This window comes from Mesorhizobium sp. M4B.F.Ca.ET.214.01.1.1 (assembly GCF_004791545.1).
Classification (GTDB): Bacteria; Pseudomonadota; Alphaproteobacteria; order Rhizobiales; family Rhizobiaceae; genus Mesorhizobium; species Mesorhizobium abyssinicae.
On sequence record NZ_SRUX01000129.1, the window covers coordinates 1 to 360 of the forward strand.

At 59.7% G+C, this 360-nt stretch carries 1 protein-coding gene; it reads left to right on the forward strand.

What is annotated here, in order from left to right; genetic code table 11:
* Positions 1-360: hypothetical protein (locus tag EN857_RS35075; RefSeq protein ID WP_189522834.1), on the forward strand; the 360-nt coding region annotated here is incomplete at both ends.

The following is a 360-nucleotide window of genomic DNA, read 5'->3' on the forward strand; positions in this document are numbered from 1 at the left end:
GCCGGCTGCTGGGCTACGGTACCATTGCGATCCTCATCGGGGCTGTCGCGCTGATACTGTTCGGTATCGAGAATTGGGCGGGATCGGTGACCGCCATTCTTGCATACTGTGTGCTGGTTTCATTTGCGCTGCTTTCCACCTGGAGGCGTTTGAAGCAAATCGAGGACCGCCTCGCACTAGTCCTGTCGGCAATAGAAGGCCTGGAAGTCGCCGAGGAAAGGCGGCAGACTTACAGCGCCAAGCGTTCGCGCCGGAAGCCGGCAGCCGGAGCAATCGAGCAAACCGTTTCGGCCGCTGCGACGGACAACGCAGGAAAAGAGACCCGATATATTCCCGGACCGCCTTGGCAAGAGCTGCAAC